The 17,788-nt window shown below is 70.6% G+C and carries 20 protein-coding genes and 1 tRNA gene; 9 read left to right on the top strand and 12 right to left on the bottom strand.

Annotated elements, in window-relative coordinates:
• Nucleotides 1-8 precede the first annotated feature (8 nt).
• Both C6569_RS10030 and C6569_RS10035 read left to right on the top strand, forming a co-directional pair.
• Nucleotides 9-953: an alpha-E domain-containing protein gene (locus tag C6569_RS10030; RefSeq protein ID WP_106748712.1), complete on the top strand. Its 945-nt coding sequence runs from the start codon at nucleotides 9-11 to the stop codon at nucleotides 951-953.
• Between the two features lie 14 nt (nucleotides 954-967).
• Nucleotides 968-1,792, top strand: a complete 825-nt coding sequence (locus tag C6569_RS10035) for a transglutaminase family protein (protein WP_106748713.1) — start codon at nucleotides 968-970, stop codon at nucleotides 1,790-1,792.
• A 302-nt stretch (nucleotides 1,793-2,094) separates the two neighbouring features.
• Here the strand turns inward: C6569_RS10035 and C6569_RS10040 are convergent, their stop codons facing one another.
• Nucleotides 2,095-2,577 (bottom strand): VOC family protein, encoded by a 483-nt coding sequence (locus C6569_RS10040; RefSeq protein ID WP_106748714.1) that lies wholly within the window; start codon nucleotides 2,575-2,577, stop codon nucleotides 2,095-2,097.
• Nucleotides 2,578-2,774: 197 nt separating this feature from the next.
• Here C6569_RS10040 and C6569_RS10045 point away from each other — a divergent pair, with 197 nt between their 5' ends.
• The 4 genes from C6569_RS10045 (at nucleotide 2,775) to gpt (ending at nucleotide 6,086) form a co-directional block, all read left to right on the top strand.
• On the top strand, nucleotides 2,775-3,638 hold the full coding sequence (locus tag C6569_RS10045; protein WP_146144772.1) for a hypothetical protein: 864 nt from the start codon (nucleotides 2,775-2,777) through the stop codon (nucleotides 3,636-3,638).
• 85 nt (nucleotides 3,639-3,723) lie between these two features.
• A complete protein-coding gene (locus tag C6569_RS10050) occupies nucleotides 3,724-4,497 on the top strand; it encodes a competence/damage-inducible protein A (protein WP_106748716.1) in 774 nt (257 codons plus the stop codon).
• A 198-nt stretch (nucleotides 4,498-4,695) separates the two neighbouring features.
• Nucleotides 4,696-5,436: an OmpW/AlkL family protein gene (locus C6569_RS10055; RefSeq protein ID WP_106748717.1), complete on the top strand. Its 741-nt coding sequence runs from the start codon at nucleotides 4,696-4,698 to the stop codon at nucleotides 5,434-5,436.
• Between the two features lie 155 nt (nucleotides 5,437-5,591).
• Nucleotides 5,592-6,086, top strand: coding sequence for a xanthine phosphoribosyltransferase (gpt, locus tag C6569_RS10060; protein ID WP_106748718.1), 495 nt, complete (start codon nucleotides 5,592-5,594; stop codon nucleotides 6,084-6,086).
• A gap of 6 nt (nucleotides 6,087-6,092) precedes the next feature.
• Here the strand turns inward: gpt and C6569_RS21930 are convergent, their stop codons facing one another.
• The gene (locus C6569_RS21930; RefSeq protein WP_181313983.1) at nucleotides 6,093-6,263 is read right to left on the bottom strand and encodes a hypothetical protein; all 171 of its coding nucleotides are present in this window, start codon (nucleotides 6,261-6,263) and stop codon (nucleotides 6,093-6,095) included.
• A gap of 224 nt (nucleotides 6,264-6,487) precedes the next feature.
• On the opposite strand from C6569_RS21930, the gene C6569_RS10065 reads away from it, so the two are divergent.
• Together C6569_RS10065 and C6569_RS10070 are read left to right on the top strand one after the other, a co-directional pair.
• Nucleotides 6,488-6,572, top strand: a tRNA-Leu gene (locus C6569_RS10065).
• A 94-nt stretch (nucleotides 6,573-6,666) separates the two neighbouring features.
• Nucleotides 6,667-7,203, top strand: a complete 537-nt coding sequence (locus C6569_RS10070; RefSeq protein WP_106748719.1) for a DUF3617 domain-containing protein — start codon at nucleotides 6,667-6,669, stop codon at nucleotides 7,201-7,203.
• 1 nt (nucleotide 7,204) lies between these two features.
• Here C6569_RS10070 and C6569_RS10075 read toward each other — a convergent pair whose 3' ends face one another.
• The 5 genes from C6569_RS10075 to C6569_RS10095 all read right to left on the bottom strand — a co-directional run bounded on the left by C6569_RS10075 (nucleotide 7,205) and on the right by C6569_RS10095 (nucleotide 10,389).
• Nucleotides 7,205-8,380, bottom strand: a complete 1,176-nt coding sequence (locus C6569_RS10075; protein ID WP_106748720.1) for an FAD-dependent monooxygenase — start codon at nucleotides 8,378-8,380, stop codon at nucleotides 7,205-7,207.
• A gap of 3 nt (nucleotides 8,381-8,383) precedes the next feature.
• On the bottom strand, nucleotides 8,384-8,632 hold the full coding sequence (locus tag C6569_RS10080) for a zinc-finger domain-containing protein (RefSeq protein ID WP_106748721.1): 249 nt from the start codon (nucleotides 8,630-8,632) through the stop codon (nucleotides 8,384-8,386).
• 71 nt (nucleotides 8,633-8,703) lie between these two features.
• Entirely contained in the window at nucleotides 8,704-9,327 is a 624-nt protein-coding gene (locus C6569_RS10085; protein ID WP_181313985.1) for an exopolysaccharide biosynthesis protein, read from the bottom strand.
• 36 nt (nucleotides 9,328-9,363) lie between these two features.
• The gene (locus C6569_RS10090; RefSeq protein ID WP_106748723.1) at nucleotides 9,364-9,984 is read right to left on the bottom strand and encodes an exopolysaccharide biosynthesis protein; all 621 of its coding nucleotides are present in this window, start codon (nucleotides 9,982-9,984) and stop codon (nucleotides 9,364-9,366) included.
• A 102-nt stretch (nucleotides 9,985-10,086) separates the two neighbouring features.
• The gene (locus C6569_RS10095) at nucleotides 10,087-10,389 is read right to left on the bottom strand and encodes an usg protein (protein ID WP_106748724.1); all 303 of its coding nucleotides are present in this window, start codon (nucleotides 10,387-10,389) and stop codon (nucleotides 10,087-10,089) included.
• A gap of 191 nt (nucleotides 10,390-10,580) precedes the next feature.
• Between C6569_RS10095 and bcsS the strand changes: the two genes are divergently transcribed.
• Nucleotides 10,581-11,291 carry a cellulose biosynthesis protein BcsS gene (bcsS, locus tag C6569_RS10100; protein WP_146144773.1) on the top strand — a complete coding sequence of 237 codons (711 nt, stop codon included), beginning with the start codon at nucleotides 10,581-10,583 and terminating at the stop codon, nucleotides 11,289-11,291.
• On the opposite strand, the gene C6569_RS10105 is transcribed toward bcsS, so the two are convergent.
• The 5 genes from C6569_RS10105 to C6569_RS10125 form a co-directional block, all read right to left on the bottom strand.
• Nucleotides 11,285-12,745, bottom strand: coding sequence for a glycosyltransferase family 39 protein (locus C6569_RS10105; protein WP_181313986.1), 1,461 nt, complete (start codon nucleotides 12,743-12,745; stop codon nucleotides 11,285-11,287). The genes bcsS and C6569_RS10105 overlap by 7 nt on opposite strands.
• A 67-nt stretch (nucleotides 12,746-12,812) precedes the next feature.
• Nucleotides 12,813-13,916 carry a glycosyltransferase gene (locus C6569_RS10110; RefSeq protein ID WP_106748727.1) on the bottom strand — a complete coding sequence of 368 codons (1,104 nt, stop codon included), beginning with the start codon at nucleotides 13,914-13,916 and terminating at the stop codon, nucleotides 12,813-12,815.
• Between the two features lie 35 nt (nucleotides 13,917-13,951).
• Nucleotides 13,952-14,584 (bottom strand): class I SAM-dependent methyltransferase, encoded by a 633-nt coding sequence (locus C6569_RS10115; protein ID WP_106748728.1) that lies wholly within the window; start codon nucleotides 14,582-14,584, stop codon nucleotides 13,952-13,954.
• Nucleotides 14,585-14,619: 35 nt separating this feature from the next.
• Nucleotides 14,620-15,870: a BtaA family protein gene (locus C6569_RS10120; RefSeq protein ID WP_106748729.1), complete on the bottom strand. Its 1,251-nt coding sequence runs from the start codon at nucleotides 15,868-15,870 to the stop codon at nucleotides 14,620-14,622.
• A gap of 304 nt (nucleotides 15,871-16,174) precedes the next feature.
• A complete protein-coding gene (locus C6569_RS10125; protein ID WP_106748730.1) occupies nucleotides 16,175-17,782 on the bottom strand; it encodes an NTP transferase domain-containing protein in 1,608 nt (535 codons plus the stop codon).
• Between the last annotated feature and the right edge of the window lie 6 nt (nucleotides 17,783-17,788).

Here is a 17,788-nt window from a genome sequence, read left to right on the forward strand (position 1 = left end):
CGGAACCCATGCTCTCCCGTACCGCCGACAACCTGTTCTGGCTCGCCCGCTACGTCGAGCGCGCCGAATATCTCGCCCGCATCATCGAGGCCTCGACGCGCCTCGCCAATCTGCCCTCGGCCTATGCCGGCACGTCCAACGAATGGGAATCGGCGGTCGCCACGGCCGGCTGCGCCCATCTCTTCTACCAGGCGCACGACAAGGCGACTCGCGAGACGGTCATCGACTTCCTCGCCTTCTCGCCCGACAACCCCTCCTCCATCCGCTCCTGCTTCGAGATTGCCCGCACCAACGCCCGTTCGGTGCGCACGGCCCTGACCGTCGAGATGTGGGACGCCATCAACGCCGCCTGGCTGGAACTGTCGAAATACCGGGCGAGCGGCCTCAACCAGGACGAGCACCTCGCCAACTTCCTGTCCTTCGTGAAGGAGACCGGCCTCCGGTTCGATGGCTCGGCCTACCGCACCATGCTGCGCTCCGACGGCTACTGGTTCTCGCGCCTCGGCGTGATGATCGAGCGCGCCGACAACACCGCCCGCATCCTCGACGTGAAGTACCACGTGCTTCTGCCCGGCGCAGAGCAGGTCGGCGGCTCGCTCGACTACTTCCAGTGGTCGGCGATCCTGCGCGCCGTGTCGGCGCTGACCGCCTATCACTGGGTCTATAAGGAGAGCCTGAAGCCCTGGCTGGTGGCCGACCTCCTCATCCTCAACGACCAGATGCCGCGCTCGCTCGCCGCCTGCTACGAGAGCATCGTGCGCAACCTCGACAGCCTGTCGCTCGCCTATGGCCGCCAGGGGCCGGCCCAACGCGCCGCCCGCGCCACCCGCACGCGGCTGGAAAACGCCCGCATCGACGACATCTTCCAGTCGGGCCTGCATGAATTCGTCTCGGACTTCATCACCGAGAACAACCGGCTGGGCGCCGCCATCACCCAGCAATACCTGACCTAGAGCGGGCGCCCGCCATGCGCATCCGCATCGCCCACGAGACCACTTACAGCTACGCCGTCCCCGCCCGGTCGGTGATCCAGACGCTGCGGCTGACCCCGCGCAACTACGAGGGCCAGCACGTCTCCAACTGGCGCATCGACGTCGACCAGGACTGCCGCCTGGACGCCCACGAGGACGCCTTCGGCAACATCACCCACACCTTCTCCTGCACCGGCCCGGTGCAGACCCTCACCGTCAGGGTCGACGGCCTCGTCGAGACCTCCGACACGGCCGGCGTGGTGCGCGGCGCCATCGAGCGCTTTCCGCCCGGCCTCTACCTGCGGGGCACCGACCTGACCACCGCCGACGCCGACATCCGCGCCTATGCCGAGGCGCGCCACCAGCCCTCCGACAGGCTCTCCACGCTGCACGCCCTGCTCGACGACCTCGCCCGCGACATCACCTTTGACAAGGACCCGACCCACTCCGCCACCACGGCGGCGGAGGCCTTCGCGCTCAGGCGCGGGGTCTGCCAGGACTTCGCCCACATCTTCATCGCCGCGGCGCGCCACCTGAACATTCCCGCCCGCTACGTCGGCGGCTATTTCCTGCACGACGACGGCACGGTCGACCAAGAGGCGGGGCACGCCTGGGCCGAAGCCCATGTCGAGGGCCTCGGCTGGGTCGGCTTCGACGCGGCCAACGGCCTCTGCCCGACCGAACAGCACATCCGCATCGCCTGCGGCCTCGACTATCTCAACGCCGCGCCCATCCGCGGCTCGCGCCACGGCGGCGAGGGTGAGTTCCTGACCGTCAAGGTCATGGTCGACCAGGCCTCGCGGCAGGTGCAGGTGCAGTAGGAGGCCCGTTCGAGGCCCTGCAAGACTGAAGTGCGTCCTTCGAGGCTCGCTATCGCTCGCACCTCAGGATGAGGAGGGCTGAGGGTTGCAGATGTCGAAGACGTCACCCGCCCTGCCTTTCCTGCCAATCACCACCTTCCTCATCCTGAGGTGCGAGCGCATAGCGAGATGCGGACGCACCTCGCGTCCGCTCGATGCTATGGCGAGCCTCGAAGGACGCACTTCGGCTATGCAGATTACCCTTGGTTCAGCGTTCGACGAGCTGTCCGCTTCCCCGGCGGGTCATGTCCCCGAAAAATGGCTCACCCCCTTCCCGCGGCCTCCAGCGCCGCGATGTCCAGCTTCACCATCCCCATCATCGCCCGCATGACCCGCGCCGCGCGCTCCCGGTCGGCGCCGGCGAGCGCCTCGGGCAGCATCCGCGGCACCACCTGCCAGGCGAGGCCGAAGCGGTCCTTGATCCACCCGCATTCGATCTCCTTGCCGCCCTCCCCGAGCCGCGCCCAGTAGTGGTCGACCTCGTCCTGGCTCTCGCAGATCACCTGGAAGGACACGGCTTCCGTGAAGGTGAACTGCGGTCCGCCGTTGAGGCCGACGAAGGTCGTGCCGTCGAGCTCGAAAGTCACGGTCAGCACGCTGCCGGCCGGCGCCATGCCGTCCATCGGCCAGCGCATCACCTCGGTGACCCGGCTGTTGGGGAAGATGCCGACGTAATGCTCGGCTGCGGCCTCGGCTTCGCCGTCGAACCAGAGGCACGGGATGATGCGGGAGACGATGCGGCTCATGGGGGACGTCCCTATTACTTAACCATTCGATTAAGTATCAGAAGGGGCACCCCGTCAAGCGCCGGCGGCCGACGCGCCGTCCCCCGCCCTGCGTCCGGAATTGCCCGGAGTTGCAGCGATCTCTCGGCAAACCGCAACCTTGACGTGCACCCGCGACCATGCGCGAAGGAGCCGATCCAATGCAAAAGCCGTTTGGAATGATATCCGCGTTGGTCGCCTTGGGCGCCGTTCTCGTTCTCGGCTACGTCATGATCACCGGCGCCCGCAGCTTTGCCGCGGTGGCGGCGCTGGTGCTGGTCGGTGTCGTCGCCTTCACCGGATTCGTGAGCGCTCTCAGCGTCACCGCCGAGCGCCTCGGCATGCTGGACGCCCGCCATCCCTTCGGACTGCCTGAGGGGAGCATCCGCGCCATCCTCACCTTCGCGTTCATCGTCCTGGTCGGGGTCTTCGCCAGCTACCTCCTGGTCCAGACGTCCCGCACCGGATTCGTGGCGCCGAGCGAACCGTTCCTCTTGCCGGTCACCACCCTCGCCGAGGCGAGGGTGCTGCAGGCGCAGCTCGCCGGAGAGGGCCTGGTGGTGGTCTCGGGGACAGTAGAGCCCATTCGTGCCACCTTCATTCCGCGCACCGACTACCGATTGGCCGATGACGTGGCCAAGCAGATCCTGACCATGCTCTCGACCATGCTGGCGGCAATGATCGGCTTCTATTTCGGCTCGCGCCCGAACGAGCAGCCCATCGATCCCCACCTGGCCGAGCGCCGGCGGGTGAGGGCCGAGCTCGACGGCCTGAAGATCACCGCCCCGACCCTCGACGAGGTGAAGAGGGCGGCCGCCGAGATGCCGGAGGACCAGCTTACGGACGAGCAGAAGCAGGCCTTGGGCAACATCCGGGCGAGGCTGGATACGGTGGCCGCCGCCTTCGACACGGCCCTCAAGACGGCAGAAGACCCGGCGGCGCCGATCGACGCGGTCCGCACCACCCGGGCCGCGGCAGGCCAGGCCCAGGCGACGCTCGCCGCCGAACTCAAGGCGATCGAGGAGATGAAGCCGCGTCCATGACGCGACAGGCTCCGCGGCGCCGCCGGCAAGCCCCTTGCCGCCGGCGCCGCCGCGCTCTAGTTCGGCGGCAGTCCCGGAGAGCTCCATGACCGCGCAGCCGACCACCGTCACCGCCGCCATTCTCGTCATCGGCGACGAGATCCTCTCCGGTCGCACCAAGGACAAGAACATCGGCTACATCGCCGAGTACTGCACCGCCATCGGCATCGACGTGAAGGAGGTGCGCGTCGTCCCGGACGAGGAGGACGAGATCGTCCCCGCCCTCAACACCCTGCGGGCGAAATACGGCTACGTCTTCACCACCGGCGGCATCGGCCCGACCCACGACGACATCACCGCCGACTGCATCGCCAAGGCCTTCGGCGTCACCATCGACGTCGACCCGCGCGCCCGCGCCATGCTGCTGGAGCGCATTCCCGAGAAGGACCTCAACGAGGCCCGCCTGCGCATGGCGCGCATCCCCGCCGGGGCCGAGCTCATCGAGAACCCGGTCTCCAAGGCGCCCGGCTTCATGATCGGCAATGTCGTCACCATGGCGGGTGTCCCCTCGGTGATGCAGGCCATGCTGGACGTGGTGGCGCCGCGCCTGAAGACCGGCACGAAGATGATGCAGGTCTCCATCGAGGCGCCGGGCCTGCGCGAGGGCGACATCGGCACGCCCTATGCGGCGATCGCCAAGGCCCATCCGGGCGTGATCATGGGCTCCTACCCGATGATGCAGGACGGCCGGTTCTGGACCCGCCTCGTGCTGCGCGCCAAGGACGAATCGCTGCTCGCCGCCGCCGAGACGGCGGTGGTCGCCATGGTCGAGGAGCACAAGCGTCCGGACGCTCCGGTGACCATCACGCGGGGGGCCTGACGCCCCCGTTTGTTGCACCGCCGCAACACAGCGTCACCGTCAGCTACCAATGGTGCCTTGAAACCGCCTGGTTTGATCTAGCGCAAGGGCCGCGAGGCGCTATGGTGCCCTTGCTCAACCCGCAACACTGCTTCGGCCGGATACCCCCGACGGATCGCGCAGTTCCACCAAAACGCTCGCATACCATCGGGGCACCTCATGAAGACCGTTATCCGCGGCGCCGTCATCGGCGCGGCCCTCCTCGCCACCCCCGCACTCGCCGCCGACATCGGCGCCCCGCGCACCCCCTTCGAAAGCGTCGCGGTCGCCCCTGACTTCAATCCCTGGCAGATCCGCCTTCGGGCCCTGGCCGTCATTCCCTCGCCGAGCGGCGCGGTGACGACGCTGAACGGCGCGGCCGTCGCCCCGATCTCCAACCTCGGCATCTCCACCTCGGTCGTGCCCGAGCTCGACATCACCTACTACTTCACCAAGAACATCGCGGTGGAGCTCATCCTGGGCGTGACGCCGCACAACGTCCGCCCGACCGGCGCCCTGGCGACGGCCCTCGGCTCCACCGCAACCATCGGCAAGACCTGGCTGCTGCCGCCCACCCTGATGCTGCAGTACCACTTCACCGATTTCGGCGCCTTCAAGCCCTATGTCGGCGCCGGCGTGAATTACACCATGTTCTTCTCGCAGTCGGCCCAGGGCGCCATGGCGAACGGCGCGCCCTTCACCTACAACCGCTTCTCGGTGGCGCCTGCCGCCGGTCTCGCCCTGCAGGTCGGCTTCGACTACATGATCAACCGCCACTGGGGCGTGAACGTCGACGTCAAGAAGATCTTCCTGCGCTCGACCTTCAAGTACACCGACACGACCGGCGTTCTGGCCACCACCTCGGGCCGCGTCACCATCGACCCCTGGCTGATCTCCACCGGCATCACCTACCGGTTCTGAGCCGGGCATTACCTCATCGTCGCGAAGGGCCCTGCGGGGCCCTTCGTCGTCTCCGGCGGCAGATTCCCTTTGGAAAAGCGCGCCGCGCGGCTTGCCGCGGCACACCGCCCCGCTAGTGTCGCCGGCCTGTCGACGTCCCTGCGCTGGAGTGCCCCATGGCGACCCCGAATCCGGAAAAGGCCTTCCCCGTCTCCTGGGACCAGTTCCACCGCGACGCCCGCGCGCTCGCCTGGCGGATCAGCGGCGCCGGGCCCTTCCGCGCCATCGTCTGCATCACCCGCGGCGGCCTCGTTCCGGCGGCCATCGTCACCCGCGAGCTCGGCATCCGCATGATCGAGACGGTCTGCATCGCCAGCTACCACGACTACCAGAGCCAGGGGCAGCTCAAGGTGATCAAGGAGGTCGCCCCGCATCTCCTTTCCGACGGCGGCGAGGGCATCCTCGTGGTCGACGACCTCGTCGACACCGGCAAGACCGCCAAGGTCGTGCGCGAAATGCTGCCGAAAGCCCATTTCGCCACCGTCTATGCCAAGCCGCAGGGCCGGCCCATGGTCGACACCTTCGTCACCGAGGTCTCGCAGGACACCTGGATCTATTTCCCCTGGGACATGGGCTACACCTTCCAGCCGCCGATCCGCGACGCCGGCTGACGTTCCTCACCGCCGTCCGAACATGGCGATGCGCATGGTGTCGGTGCCGAGGCTCTCGTCGATCATCAGCCCGGCGCGGCGGCCGTCCGGCCCGAGCAGGCCGAGCACCAGCGGCGGGTTCATGAGCACGAGGACGCTGACGAAGAACAGGACGATCTTGGCGGGAGTGAGCTGCACGGACGCTCTCCTCAGGTGACGATCCGGCCCTCCCCGCAATCCCGCCGACGACCCTAGCCGGCAGCCTTCAACGCCGGGTTCACCGGACCGATCGAAATGGTCAACGAACTGTTCGCCTGACGTTAGGGTATCGTTAAGGCGGAGGGATGCCGCTACGTCATCTCGCGGCGGCGCCGACGCGGCTGATGACAGCCTTCGCCGATCCGGCTAAGCCTCGCGACGGAGCGGGCGTGGCGAAATCGGTAGACGCACGAGACTTAAAATCTTGCGGGGCAACCCGTGCCGGTTCGAGTCCGGCCGTCCGCACCACCCCCTCGCACCCGGCCGACCGTGTCCCATCGGACACTGTTCCCGAGGCGGCGCTGCTCTATGTTCCGTTACGACGCCCCGTCCCGGAGACATCATGCTGAGGGTTCTGCTTCTCGTCGGCCTCGCCGCCGGCCCCGCCCTCGCGCAGCCGCTGACCGAACTGCCCCTGCGCCGTCCCGGCTACTGGGAGATCCGCATGATGACCGGCGGCGGGCCCGGCGGCCAGGAATTCACCCTGCAGACCTGCACCGATGCCGCCACCGAGCGGCAGATGGTGCAATACGGCTTCGGCCAGCTCGGCCGGCAGTGCCAGCGCTACGACATCCGCCGCGACGGCGAGGATGTGGTCATCGAGAGCGACTGCCAGATCGGCCAGACGCGCACCACGGCGCGCTCGGTCATCTCCGGCGACCTCAGGGCCAGCTATTCGCTGCGCATCGAGGGGACGGTCCAGGTCCTCGGCCAGCCGGAACTGCAACAGACGCTGACCACCCAGCAGGGCCGCTTCGTCTCGGCCCGCTGCGGCGGCGGGCTCCGGCCCGGCGACATCCTGCTGCCCGGCGGCCAGCGCCTCAACATCCGCGATCTCGCCGGCACCGGCGACCAGGCGGCGACGCCCCGCCAGCCCTGAGTCAGGGTCTGTAGGCGTAGATCCAGTCCTGCCGGGCGAGGAGGCCGCGCCCGCCCATGAGGCGGATGGTGGCGTCGCGGGCGAAGGCGGCGGGTCCTTTCAGGTGGTAGATCGCGCCGTTGCGCCGTGCGAGCGACTGGATGCGGGCGACGCGGGCGGCGCGTTCGCCCTCATAGGCGCGAAAGGCCCGCGGCAGGTCGTCGGGCGCCGCGGCGCAGCAGCGGGCGAGCACGGCCGCATCCTCGACGGCCATGGCGCCGCCCTGGGCGACGAAGGGCAGCATGGCATGGGCCGCGTCGCCGAGGAGCGTCGCCGCCCCCTCCCCCCGGCCGAACCAGGTCGGGCGGTCGGCGAGCGACCAGCGCTGCCAGGGGCCGGCCGCGGCCACGAGCTGCCGCGGCGCCCCGGACCAGTGCGCCAGACGGGCGGCGACGACGGCGGGATCGCCGGGCGCGCGCCAGCCCTCGATCGGTGCCTCGTCGCCGATGATGACGACGACGTTGCAGAGGCTTCCCGCCCGCAGCGGATAGTGCACCAGATGGACGTCCGGCCCCAGCCAGAGGCCGAGCCTGTCGCCGCGCAGAGCGGCCGGCACGGCCGCCATGTCGAGTGTGGCGCGGAAGGCGCTGCGCCGGCGGAAGGTCGGCGGGGCGGCATCGCCGAGGCTCAGGCGCACCACCGAGCGGATACCGTCCGCGCCGACGAGCGCCGGCACCTCACGACGCGCGCCGCCCGCCACCGTGAGGGCGAAGCCGACCGCCGCCCGCGTCACCGTCTCCACGGCCGCGGCGGTCTCGACCTGCACCAGGGGCTCGCGCGCCGCCGCCTCCGCCAGCACGGCGAGAAGGTCGGCGCGGTGGACGACCCACCACGGCGCACCCCAGCGCCGCGCCGCCTCAGTGCCGAGGTCGGCGGCGGCGAGCAGGGCCCCCGAGGGGCCGGAGCGCACGTCCATGCCCGCGGGCGTCACCACGACGGGCGCCAGCGCCTCGGCGAGGCCGAGCGCGATCAGCACGCGGCTGGCATTGGGGGAGAGCTGGATGCCGGCGCCGACCTCCTCAAGCGCCGGGGCGCGTTCGAGCACGGTGACCGCGAAGCCGGCGCGGGCGAGGCACAGGGCCGCCGTCAGCCCGCCGATGCCGGCCCCGGCGATGGTGACGTGGCGAGCGCCGGCCACCGATCAGGCGTCGGCGAGGGTCTTCACATAGGCGCCGGCAGGGCGGGTCTCGTCGGCATGCAGCGCCGGATCGTGCTTGTAGAGCGTCGAGCAATAGGGGCAGACGATCTCGGTGTCGCCGCCAATGTCGAGGAAGACGTGCGGGTGGTCGAAAGGCGCGCGGGCGCCCATGCACTGGAATTCCTTGACGCCGATATGGATGACGGCGACGCCGTCGTCATTGGCGAAATGGGGCACGATGTGATCGGCCATGGCAGGTCCTCGTCCAAGCTGGCGCGGACCATACTGTCCGCGGGCGTCCAAGTGAAGCAGCCTTGAGGGCCTCAGGAGGTCAGCCAGCCGAAACTGGCGACGGCCGCCGCCACCAGCGCCGCCACCAGCGCCAGGACCAGCACGGTGGCGAGGATGCCGATGGCGTGGCCGATGACGACCAGCACACCGTCCTCCTCCAGCAGGCCGATGGAGAGCACCACCAGCGCGACGCCGGGCGGGAAATTGCCGATCCACGACAGCGGCAGGGCGAGGATGCCGCCGAGCAGCACGAACATGGCGCCGAGCGCCACATGGCCGAGGCCCCGCGTCATGAAGGTCCAGCGCGGCCGCGCCACACGCTCGAGCCGGGCCACCCAGCCGACCGTCCGGTCCACCATGGCGGCGAGCTGGGCGCGAGGCAGCGTCTTCTCCCCGATGGCCGCCGGCAGCCACGGCGCATGCCGCCCCACCATCATCTGCAGCCCGACGAGGCCGATGACCACGCCCGAGACGGTGGAGACGCCGGGGATCATCGGGATGATGTTGGGCAGCGCGAAGATGAGCACGAGTAGCCCGAAGGCGCGGTCTCCGAGCGTCCGGGTCAGTTGCTCCAGCGAAATCCGGTCCGCATCGCCCACCGTCTTGAGGGCGATGAAGACCTCGGAGGTCCGAAGCGTCGAAGAATCGGGTGTCACCTGCAAGGCTGTGTCTCCGCGGCGGAACGTGCGTCCTCAGAACAGGACGGCAAGGGTACTCGCCACGACCGTGTAGCCGATTCCGGCGCCGACCGCCGTGGCAATCGCGGCGAGGACGAATCCCGCCGTCACGAGAACCCCGTCCCTCTCGGTCAGGCCGAGGCCGAGCACGCAGAGCGCGAGGCCCTGGGGCATGGAGCCGATCCAGGGAATCGGGACGATGATCAGCAGCACCGCGAGCACCAGCACGGCGAGGCCGACGACCCGGCGCGCCGCCGGGCCCGCGGCCACGGCGAAGCGCGGGCGCGTCACGGTCTCGATCCGCCTGAGCAGCGGCAGGGTGCGGTTCACCACCTGCGTCAGCCGGGCGCGTGGCAGGGCCGTGCCGGCGATGCGCGCCGGCAGCCAGGGCACCTCGCGTCCGACGAGGATCTGCAGCGCCAGCAGCACCAGCACGATGCCGGTCAAGATGGGCAGGCCGGGAATCGGCAGGAGGTTCGGCAGGCCGAACAGGATCAGCGAAAGGCCGAAGGCGCGCGAGCGCAGCGAGGCCATCAGGTCGCCGACTGTCAGGTTTCCCAGCACCTCCGAATGGCTGGACGCCTGGGCCGACATCAGCGCCGCGATGATCTGCGAGGTCTTTTCTGGGGCGGGCACGAGTGGTTCCGGCTGATGCGAGGGCGATGACCATACGTCGCCCCGTGCCGGCCCGCCACTGCCCTCGCACGCGGCGCCTCCGCTTGCGACAATTGGCGCCGGTCAGTGCAGCCAGGCCACGCTCTGCGCCAGCCTGAACTCGCAGGGTCGCACCAGGCGCGAGGAAGCGACGGTCACCGCATGCAGCCGGCCGTCGAGGCTTTTCTCCCAGAAGGCGAGGAAGCGCTTCAGCACCGGGAAATAGGGCGCCTGGTCGTAGTCCTGCCAGAGATAGGTCTGCAGGAGCAGAGGGTGGTCCGGCATGCGGTACAGGATTTCGGCGGTGGTGAGGGAATAGCCTTCGATGAGCCGCACGAAATCCGCGTCGACGCGGCGGGCGGCGGGGGCTGGGGACGGCTCTGGCATGACGGGCTCCGGCGAAGCTGCGACGATGCACTGCGGTCTGCGGGGGCCCGGCTCCCGGCCGTGCCCGGTACCGATTGAGCAACCCGCATGGTTAGCGAAGGCTTAACGCGCTGTTCCGCACCGCGCGGCGGCAAGGCCATCCGGTGATGCCCCATATGGCGGCCCCGACCCATTTCATGGGGAAATGCGCCATGCGCGCATGGAGAGTGTGGGGAGCCTTCGCCGTCGCATGGTTGCCGGTCGCGGCTCTCGCCGAGGCGCCCGGCGAACCGCGCTCCACCCGTTTCCTGGGGCTCGACGCGGCCTTCGACGGGGTCCATCTCTCCGCCGGCTTCGACCTCTCTCCGTGGCGGGGCGCAGACGGCCGCGGCTTCACCCTGCGCGCCACGGCCGGCACCGGCCTCTCCCGCTTCCGCATCGATCCGGCCCTGCCCGACCGGGTGAGCGAAACGGTCACCAGCGCGCGGCTCCTGGCGGGCTGGCGCGAGCAGGGCACCTGGGGCTCGGCGACCCTCTTCGCCGGCCTGGCGATGGAAGCGCGGCGGCTCTCGCCCGCCCTGCCCGATCCCCATCTCGGCACCAGGCTGGGGCCCGCGCTCGTCCTCGACGCCTGGCTGACCCCGGCCGACCGGGTCGCCGTCCAGGTCCACGCCACCTATGCCACCCCCTTCGACGCGGCGAGCCTGCGCATCGCGCCGGGCTATCGCGTCGCCTCCGGCGTCCATGTCGGGCCGGAGGCGACGCTCAGTGCCCATCACGGCACGCTGCGCACCCGCCTTGGCCTGCATGTCACCGGCATCACCATCGGGCCGGTGGGGCTGCGGCTCTCGGGCGGCTATGCGCGGGACCGCGGCGGCGGCGGCGGGGTCTACGGCGGCCTGTCGCTGTGGCGGGACTATTGAGGCGCGGCGAGGTCGGGAACCCCCGGCGCCACCGGCTCGCGCACCAGGAAGAGCACCAGCCGGTCCATCCGGTCCGTCAGGCCGAAGCGCGGCCGCCAGAGCCGGTCCACCGCCCCTGCCGGCTCCACGACGCGGTAGTGCCGCCCGAGCCGCGCGGCGACCTCCGCCTCGCGGCGGCTCTCGACCGCGACGAGCACCGGCCGCGCGGCGATGGTGGCGGTGTCGGGCTCCGGCTCCATGGCATAGCGCAGCCGCTCGCCAAGCTGGACCACCGGCGGCCGGCCGGACCCGTAGAAGCGCAGATGCGCCGTCGTCGTGTAGCTGGCCGTGCCGATCGTCCCCGCCCCGGTCCGCTCCGCCACGGCCTCAACCGCCGCCGCCGCGGCCCGCCAGCCATGGAGCTGCCCGGTAGGGTCGATGGCGAGCGGCGCCAGCCGGAACGCCGCGTGGCCGAGGACGAAGAGACCGAGGGCCACGCCGGTCACCACCGACCAGCGCAGGCTCGCCCTGACCACGGCTGCCATGGCGGGCGCGGCCGGCAGGGCCTTGGCGCCCATCACGGCAGCGGCGACGGAGGCCGGCAGCAGGCAGGCGGTCCAGTTGCCCTGCACCCGGTCGAACAGCGCGTACCAGAGGAGATAGGCGAGCAGCGGCAGCACCGAGACGGTGACCAGTACCGCGCCCGGCTCGCGCTGACCCAGGGTTCGCCGCGCCGCTACCCAGAGCCCCCAGAGCACCACGATCCCGACCAGCGGCGTCAGCAGCGCCGCCTGCCCGGCGACGAATTCCGGCACGAAGCGCGGATCGAAGGCCTTCGGCACGGCGCGGCCGAACTGCTTGGTGAGCGAGGCGCCGCCATGGGCGACGTTCCACCACAGCACCGGCGCCATCACCAGGAGACAGAGCACGCCGCCCGCATAGGGCCAGGGCGAGCGCAGCCAGCGCCGAAGCTCCGGCACCAGCACGATCCACAGGAGGATGGCGAGGCCGAGGAAGACGGCGGTGTATTTGGAGACGAAGGCGAGGCCGACCGACAGGCCGGCGGCGAGCCACCAGGCTCCCTTCCCCGTCCGCCACACCTCCACCAGCGCCAGCAGCGCGAGCGTCCAGAACAGCACCAGCGGCGTGTCCGGCGTCACCAGGACCGCGCCGGCGCCGAGGAACAGGGTCGCCTGCACCATGCCTGCCCCGGCGATCGCCGCGGCGCGATCGTCGGTGAGCCGCCACACCAGCCGCCAGACGCCGAGGCTCGCCGCCGCCCCGAGCAGCACCGAGAGCCAGCGAATGCCGAATTCGCCGTCGCCGAAAACGGCGGTGGAGGCGCGGATCAGCACCGCCACCATCGGCGGGTGGTCGAAATAGCCGAAGGCGAGGTTCTTCGACCAGATCCAGTAATAGGCCTCGTCGGCGGCGAGGCCGAGCGATCCCGCCGCCCACAGGCGGATCGCGGTCAAGGCCGCGACCAGAACCAGGACGGCACCCGCGCTCCCCGCCCAGACAGGGCGCAGGGCCGGCGCCACGTCAGCGCCGCCAGACGAGGGCGGAGGAAGCGGCATAGTTGAAGACCGCGCCCATGACGGCGCCGGCGAGGCCGGACAGCCACCAGTCGACGTCGCCGGCATAGAGCCAGCTCGCCACGCCCACATTGCCGAAGGCGCCGATGCTGCAGACGAGATAGAAGAGCACGAGCCCGGTCAGGAAGCGCCCGCCCTTCAGCCGCGCGTCGCGATAGGTGATCTCGTTGTTGATGACGAAATTCGACGTCATGGCGACATAGGTCGCCAGCGTCTGCGCCCATTCGAAGCGCAGGTCGAGCGTCAGCCCGGCATAGAGCACCGCCAGATGAACGAGCAGGCCGCTCGTCCCCACCAGCGCGAAGAAGATGAAGCGCAGCGGGATGATGCCGCCCGACAGCTTGTTGAGAACGAAGCCGACATAGTCGAGCGCCACCTTCGCATCGAGCTTGCTCTCGCCGTGGATGCGCTCGCGGAAGACGAAGGGCACCTCGGCGAGGCGCGGGGCCCGGGGCACCGAGGCGGCGATGTCGGCCAGAATCTTGAAGCCGGTGGTGGAGAGGCGCGGCGCCACCTCCTCGACGATGTCGCGGCGGATCATGAAGAAGCCGGACATGGGGTCGGAGAGCGGCGCCTTGAGGATCATCGACGACAGACGCCGCCCGAGGTCCGAAATGCCCTGGCGGATCGGCGTCAGGCCCTCGGTCTTCGATCCGCCGGCGATGTTGCGGCTGGCGACGACGAGGTCATGGCCGGCGCGGATCTGCTCCAGCATGGCCGGCAGAATCGTCTCGTCATGCTGCAGGTCGCCGTCCATGACGGCGACGACCGGCGCGGAGGAAGCGAGCATCCCCTCGATGCAGGCCCCGGCGAGACCCCGCCGCCCCACCCGGCGGATGCAGCGCACGCGGGGATCACGGCGGGAAATCTCCTTGACCACGGCCGCCGTTCCGTCCGGGCTGTCGTCGTCGACGACGATCATCTCCCAGGCGATGCCGGCGAGCACGCCGTCGAGGCGTCGCGCCAGTTCCGGCACGTTCTCGCGTTCGTTGTAGCTGGGCACGACCACCGTCAGTTCGGGGGCGCCGGCGGTGGGGATGTCCTGGGTCATTGGGCCGGGGTCATAGACCCCGCCCGCCGACGGGGTCAAGCAAGGGCAGGACGTGTCGCAACGGCATGGACCGCGTAGTCGCGGTAAGGCCGTTCCAGTCGCAGGGCGCAGCCCTCCGTCGCCGCCAGGGCCGCGAGGGTCTCGGCGACGCCGTCCCGCGGCGTCACGTGGAACTGCGCCAGCCAGGCGCGCAGGCCCAAGCGGAACAGGGCGGGCAATTGCCCCTGCCCGCCGAAATCCACCACGTGGAGCGAACCGCCGGGCAGGACTGCCGCCATGGCCCGCCCGAGGGCCTCCTGCCAGGGCGGAATCATCGACAGCGTGTAGGAGCAGAACACCCGGTCGAAACCGTCACGGGCGAAACAGGTGAGCGGATCGAACCCGGCGGCGTCCGCCCGGGCGAGGCGGATGCGGTCGGCGAGCCCCGCGCGAGCGACGGCGCGGCGGGCTTCCGCCAGCATGACCGGGCTGACGTCGAAGCCGTAGAAGCGCGCTTGCGGGTAGCGCCGCGCCGCCACGACGAGGTTGCGACCCGTGCCGCAGCCGACCTCCAGCACGGTGCCCCCGGCGGGCGGCGCGAGCTCGTCGATCAGGCGGTCGCGGCCGAGCAGGTAGAACTTGCGCGTGGCGTCATAGATGCCGACCTGCCAGCGGTAGATGGCGTCCATCCTCTCCGCGGCGGGAAACACGTCCGTCGGGGCGGTCACGGCGCGGCCAGGGTGTAGAGGTGGAAGCCGCCGTAGATCGACGAGCGGTCGCGCTCCGTCCAGGCGCGGCAGCGCTCCGCGTCATAGGTGAAGCGCGCCAGGATCCCCGGCGAGAGGCGGCCGGGCAGCAGGCTCTCCTCCGCCGCCGTCCGGAAGATGACGCGGGCGCCGGGCCTGGCGGTGCGCAGGATCGCCGCCCAGAGCCGGTTCAGCACCGCGTCCGTCATCCAGTCCTGCGCGTCGAGCAGCACATAGGCGTCGCGGGAGGCCGGCGGCAGGCTCTCCAGATGGTCGATGAAATTCTCGTGACGCACCTCGACACGGCCGGCACGGGACCGCACCGTGTCGAAATGGCCGGCCGCGAGATAGGGCGGCACGGCGCCCGCCGCACCCTGATAGCGCCGGCCGAAGGCCTGCCAGGCGAAGTAGTTGCTCTCCAGCGGGAAGCCGCAGGCGAGACGTTCGAGGCGTGCCACCAGCACCTCCTCCATCCCGCCGCCCGCCTTCGCCGAGGTCAGCAGCGCCTGATACTGGGCCGGCGGAATGCCGAGCCCGTAGAGCGAGGCGGGGTTCTTCACCAGCCAGCGCACCAGCGGCGAGGCGAAGAGCGGCTTCAGCTCCGCGTCAAAGATGGCGCGCTGGTCGGCGAGCGAGCGCGCTTCCAGCATGCGGCGGGGATCGCGGCCGTGCAGCCGCGCGACCGCATGGCCGGTGCCGATCATCCAGCCGAGCAGGCCCTTGCGGTAGATGTTGTCGGAAAACTGCCGGATGCGCCGCCGCCCGGCCCAGTCGCGCCGCTCCCAGTAGGCGCGCGTCGCCGGATCGAGCCGGTCGCGCAGATGGAGGTCGTAGGCGGCGATATTGGCGCGGTTGTCGGCCCGGCCGAAGAAGCGGAAGAAGCTGTCGTGGTCGGGCAGGTGGAGGGCCGCGGCGAGCTTCAGCCGGTTCAGCGCCACGTGATGGGCGTTGAGGTCGACGGCGGTGATCGCGGCAGGGCCGGCGACGAGATAGCTGAGGACGTTGCAGCCACCGGAGGCGATGGCCACCACGTGATCCGCGGGGCCGAGCGCCAGCGCCTCCATGTCGATCTCCGGATCCTCCCAGATCTGCGGATAGACGAGGCCGGAGAACATCAGCGTGAAGAGTTGCTCCTGCAGTCCCGCCCGCGACAGCGGCCGGTGGCGGGCGACGGCCCGCCCGATATTGCGCTGGGTCGCCTTGCGCGCCTCGCCTGCCGCCAGAGTCATGCCGTTCATCCCGATTCGGAAGCGTTCGGACCGGGTTAGGCGGACGGCGTGACGCGCCGGTGAAGCAGCGATGACCCCGCGATGACGGTTCCGCAGGATGATGCGGACAATTGCAGCGATTTCCGTCGGGACGGGTTAAGGTCAACCGGTAGGGTAAAGATGCGGCTGTGATTGTGCTGCACAGCGAATGGTCAGATAGACGGTCCCAACCACTCCGCGTCCACGGAGATGATCATCTGAAGCCCCGGGCCGGCAACGACCCGGGGATTTTTTTGTCAAAATTACCGCACGGACTTCAGCTTCGTTAAGGCGCGGGACGTCCGCCCGCCGCGGCGAGCGCCTCCGGCGTGTCGAGGTCGAGATGGACGTCGTCCGTCTCGGCCGGCACCTCGGCGACGGCCTCCGGCGCGCCCGCCAGCACCGCCCTGCCGCCCTGGTCGCCGGTGACCTTCATCAGCTCGGCGAAGAAGCGGCGGCCCCACAGCACGGGATTGCCGCGCCGCCCGCCGGCGACGGGCACGACGACGTGCCGCCCCTCCCCCGGCGCGAAGGCCGCGGCCAGCCTGCCGACGAGGCCCGAGGAGATGGCCGGCATGTCGCCGAGCAGCACCACGACCCCGTCGATCTCCTCGCCGAGAGCGGCGATGCCGGCCTTCAGCGAGGTGGAGAGGCCTTCGGGGAAGTCCGGATTATGGGCGAAGCGCACCGGCAGGTCCGCGAGAGCGGCGCGCACGGCCGCCTCCTGGTGGCCGGTGACCACCAGCACCTCGGCGAGACCGGCCCCGAGGGCCGCCTCGACGGCGTGGCGCACCAGCGGCCTGCCGCCGATCTCGGCCAGGAGCTTGTTCGGGCCGCCCATGCGGGTCGAGCGGCCCGCCGCCAGCACGACGGCGGCGAGGCGCGGGGCGGGCGGAGCCGCGATCTCACCCTCGCGCGGCTGCGGACGCGACACGATCTCCATCAGCAGTCCTCCCACCCCCATGCCGGTGACGTCGTGCTTGGTCACCGGCAGGCCGGCCAGCAGGCGCATCAGTACCCAGTCGAAGCCGTTCTCCTTCGGCGAGCGGGCGCAACCCGGCGCGCCGAGCACCGGGACGCTGCCGAGCGCGCCGACCATCAGCAGGTTCCCGGGGTCCACCGGCATGCCGAGATGGTCGACCTGTCCCCCCGCCGCCTCCAGCGCCGCCGGAATGACGTCGCGCCGGTCGGCGATGGCGGAAGCGCCGAAGACGAGGACGAGATCGGCCCCGCCCGCCACCTCGCCGATCGCCGCCGTCAGGGCCGCGGCCTCATGGGGCACGCGCCGCTCGGCGACGATGGCCGCCCCCGCCGGAGCCAGCCGGTCGGCGGTCACCCGCAGCGTCTTCTCCACCACCTTGTCGGCGAGCCCCGGCAGCAGGGTCGAGACCACCGCGACCCGCCGCCGCACGAAGGGCGCGACCCTGACGAGAGGCCCCGCCGCGATCGCCTCCGCCACCCTGTCGCCGGCGACCGCATAGGGGATGATCTTGACGGTCGCCACCATCTCGCCCGCCTCGACGGCGGCGAAGGCCGGCAGCGTCGCCAGGGTGATGGCCTCGTCTATGCGGTTGATCCGGTCGATGCCCTCGCGGTCCACCATCAGCACGCCAGCCTCGGCGGCGAAGAGATTGGCGCGGCCGGTGAACGGCGGATCGATGCGCAGGCCCTCCCCCGCCACCGCGGCGGCGATGCGGCCGGCGGCCTCGTCCTCGCCGATGTCGCCGGGCTCGGCCAGCGCCACGGTGATGGTCGCGATCCCCGCGGCCTTCAGCGCGGCGATCTCGGCAGCGCCGATCACCGATCCCTTCTTCATGAGGAGCCCCGGCCGGCGCACCGCATGGGCGACGACGCCGCCGAGGGCCTGCTCGACCGCCAGGGGACCGAAGCGCATCAGCCG

The organism is Phreatobacter cathodiphilus, from assembly GCF_003008515.1.
Taxonomy (GTDB): Bacteria; Pseudomonadota; Alphaproteobacteria; order Rhizobiales; family Phreatobacteraceae; genus Phreatobacter; species Phreatobacter cathodiphilus.